Source organism: Acidobacteriota bacterium, from assembly GCA_034211275.1.
Classification (GTDB): Bacteria; Acidobacteriota; Thermoanaerobaculia; order Multivoradales; family JAHZIX01; genus JAGQSE01.
In genome coordinates, this window is sequence record JAXHTF010000353.1 from 1 (window position 1) to 2,475 (window position 2,475).

4 protein-coding genes are annotated in these 2,475 nt (G+C 64.7%); 1 reads left to right on the forward strand and 3 read right to left on the reverse strand.

Annotation, left to right across the window (positions count from 1 at the left end):
- The 3 genes from SX243_25890 to SX243_25900 all read right to left on the reverse strand — a co-directional run.
- The coding region (locus tag SX243_25890) for a hypothetical protein (protein MDY7096417.1) at positions 1 to 545 on the reverse strand (545 nt) is incomplete at its 3' end.
- Positions 546 to 558: 13 nt separating this feature from the next.
- Entirely contained in the window at positions 559 to 1,062 is a 504-nt protein-coding gene (locus SX243_25895; GenBank protein MDY7096418.1) for a copper chaperone PCu(A)C, read from the reverse strand.
- A gap of 37 nt (positions 1,063 to 1,099) precedes the next feature.
- Complete coding sequence (locus SX243_25900; protein ID MDY7096419.1) at positions 1,100 to 1,795, reverse strand: SCO family protein; 696 nt, start codon at positions 1,793 to 1,795, stop codon at positions 1,100 to 1,102.
- A 303-nt stretch (positions 1,796 to 2,098) separates the two neighbouring features.
- Between SX243_25900 and SX243_25905 the strand changes: the two genes are divergently transcribed.
- The coding region (locus SX243_25905; protein MDY7096420.1) for a hypothetical protein at positions 2,099 to 2,475 on the forward strand (377 nt) is incomplete at its 3' end.

Genomic DNA, 2,475 nt, shown 5'->3' on the forward strand with positions numbered 1-2,475 from the left:
TCCACCAGCAGCTTGCCGTGGGGCCCCGTGGTGTCGAAGTCGAAGTGGATGGTGGTGTTGAGATGCTGTCCCGCTTCGAGGGGGGCACGCCCCACCTGGGCACCGACGGGAGGCACCGCCTTGCCGATCTCCGGCACCAGATAGAACTCGCTACCGTCGTAGATCTGCGTCGAGTCGCTGATGTTTTGGAAGGCGACGCCGATGGTCACCCGCTGACTGCCCCACTCGGGCATGCCCGGAGCCATGGTCGAGGGGCGCTGGAAGTTCTCGCCGTGATCCATCTGGTCGAGGACCCAGCGGGCTTCGTCGAGCCGGAGGTGAAGGCCCTCGAGGGTGGCCTCCCGCACCGGGATGCGCTGGCCTTGGCGAATCACCAACGCCCAGCCGGCAACCACCAGGACCAGCGCCAGCAGGAAGACCAGCACACCGGGCTGGGTCCACCAGGACAACGCCCCCCGGCGCTGGCGGCGGACCCGGGCGCCTCCAGCGTTCTCCGAGCCCGGCGACGACTCGCCGGCCGGGGCGGTGGAACTCTCAGAAACCATCAGCGCTCGTCCCTCAGCCGTGCTCGTGACCGGCGCCGCCCTCGCCGGCAGCGTCGACCTCGATCTCAACCTCGACGGGCGGCGTGTGCTCGAAGATTACCGTCAGGGGAAGACGGCCCGTGGCCATGGCGGCGGTGTCGAGGCCCATCAGCATGACGTGCTTGCCGCCCGGCTCGAGGCTCAAGCTCCCGCCGGCGGGGATCTCGAATCCGTCAGGACGAGCTCGCATCCGCACCACTCCATCCTCCACCAAGCTCTCGTGGGTCTCGGCGCTCTCGGCCGCAGGAGTCTCGACCCGCACCAGCCGGTCGGAAGCCGAGCCCTGGTTGACGACACGGAAATAGACGGCCCCCATTTCGCCCATGAGCTGTGCATGTACCCCCTCGACGGAAAGTCTCGGGCCAGCGGCCTCCACGGCCGTCTCCGGAGCTTCCTGCGGCGGCCCCTCCGGAGCACAGCCGCTCAGGCCGAGGAAGATCCAGACGGTCGAGATGACGATTAGCAGTCTGTGGGTCACGGGAATCTCTCCTGATTTCCGCACCGCGCCGAACAGCTCACTCGTCCAGCAGGGTCTTGATGTCCGGCAGCAGCTCTTCGACCTTGGCGTTGGGCGGATGCTGCAACCGGATCCGGCCCTGCCTGTCGAGCAAGAAGTACGTGCCGGTGTGATCGACGTAGTAGAACGAATCGCTCCCGGGTCCGTCCTTGGGCTGACCGTATTGAACCGTGAGGTCGAAGTCGTCAATGACTTGATCAAGCTCGTCGAACTCGAGCCGGACGCCGTAGAAGCGAGGATCGAAGCCTCGAACATAGGAGGCGATCTTCTGCAAGGTGTCGCGGTGGGGATCGACCGAGACATAGACCACCGCCAGCTCCTCGGCACGGTCACCGAGCTGGGCGTAGATCTGCTTCATCTTGAGCAGCGTGAAGGGGCAAACGTCGGGACAGAAGGTGTAGCCAAAGAAGAGGACCACGACGCGGCCCTCGAGATCCGCCAGGCGAAACTGCTCACTGGTCCAGTTGATGCCTTCGAGGGGCGGCGCTTGCTTGGGTTGGTCGACGACGCCGCCCTCGAAGCGCGGCTCGTTGCCACAGCCCACGGCCACCAGGAGGGTCAACGCCAGCAGACAGGCCAGCCAGCCCCCGGGGTTGAACCATCGGCCTCCTCGGATTTCGGCGGTACTCCAAGATCGGCCCCTCGATGCTGGGGCTCGGCGGCAGGACATGGCAGTAGCTTGGCGCTCGAGCATGGTGCTCCTCGATCGTTCGTCAGGAAACCTGAGCTGGATGATCCAAATCTCGTTGAGTTTATCATCGCCGACGCCCGTACGCAGTCGTCCAGAAGCCCTCCGGCAGCCAGTCAGCCCATGGGATGAGTCCACTGCCCACAGGCTCAATCAGCTATTCGCCTTTCACTTACTTGCCTTAGTTGACCGACTCTGCAACACTGCATGCGCCAATTGTCGACAGACAGAGTCCCGTAGTTGCTGGCGGCTCAGCTGCGCGGGCGAGCATTCGATCAAGGAGTCGCCCCTATCGAGGAGGGTATGAGCATGAAGTCAAAATCCACCCTTTGGACTCTCCTGGTTCTTGGTTGCCTCGGGATCCTCGCGACCCCGGCCCTGGCAGCGGACCAGGCCGCCGTTCCCGAAGCCCCAGAGCAGACCGCAGTGGAGGCCTCCACGCCGGCAGTGAGCACTCCGAATTGCGATACCAGCGCCAGCGTCTTCGGTAGCACCGACCTAAGCCTCGGTGACTCCGACCAGACCCAGCTCGTCTCCAACTTCTGCGGCTCCTGCAGCAACTACCCCTGCGCCGGCCGCCAGCGGGGTTCGTGGTGCGCTCCCAACAAATGGTGCATCCCCACCCTGACCACCCTCTGCCCGGGCAACCAGGATTGGGATTGCTCCTGCGCTAGCTACTACTACTG

Bases quoted from the DNA above. Each gene is read 5' to 3' on its own strand.
- SX243_25900 (MDY7096419.1), bottom strand. From the start codon at position 1,795: ATGCTCGAGCGCCAAGCTACTGCCATGTCCTGCCGCCGAGCCCCAGCA.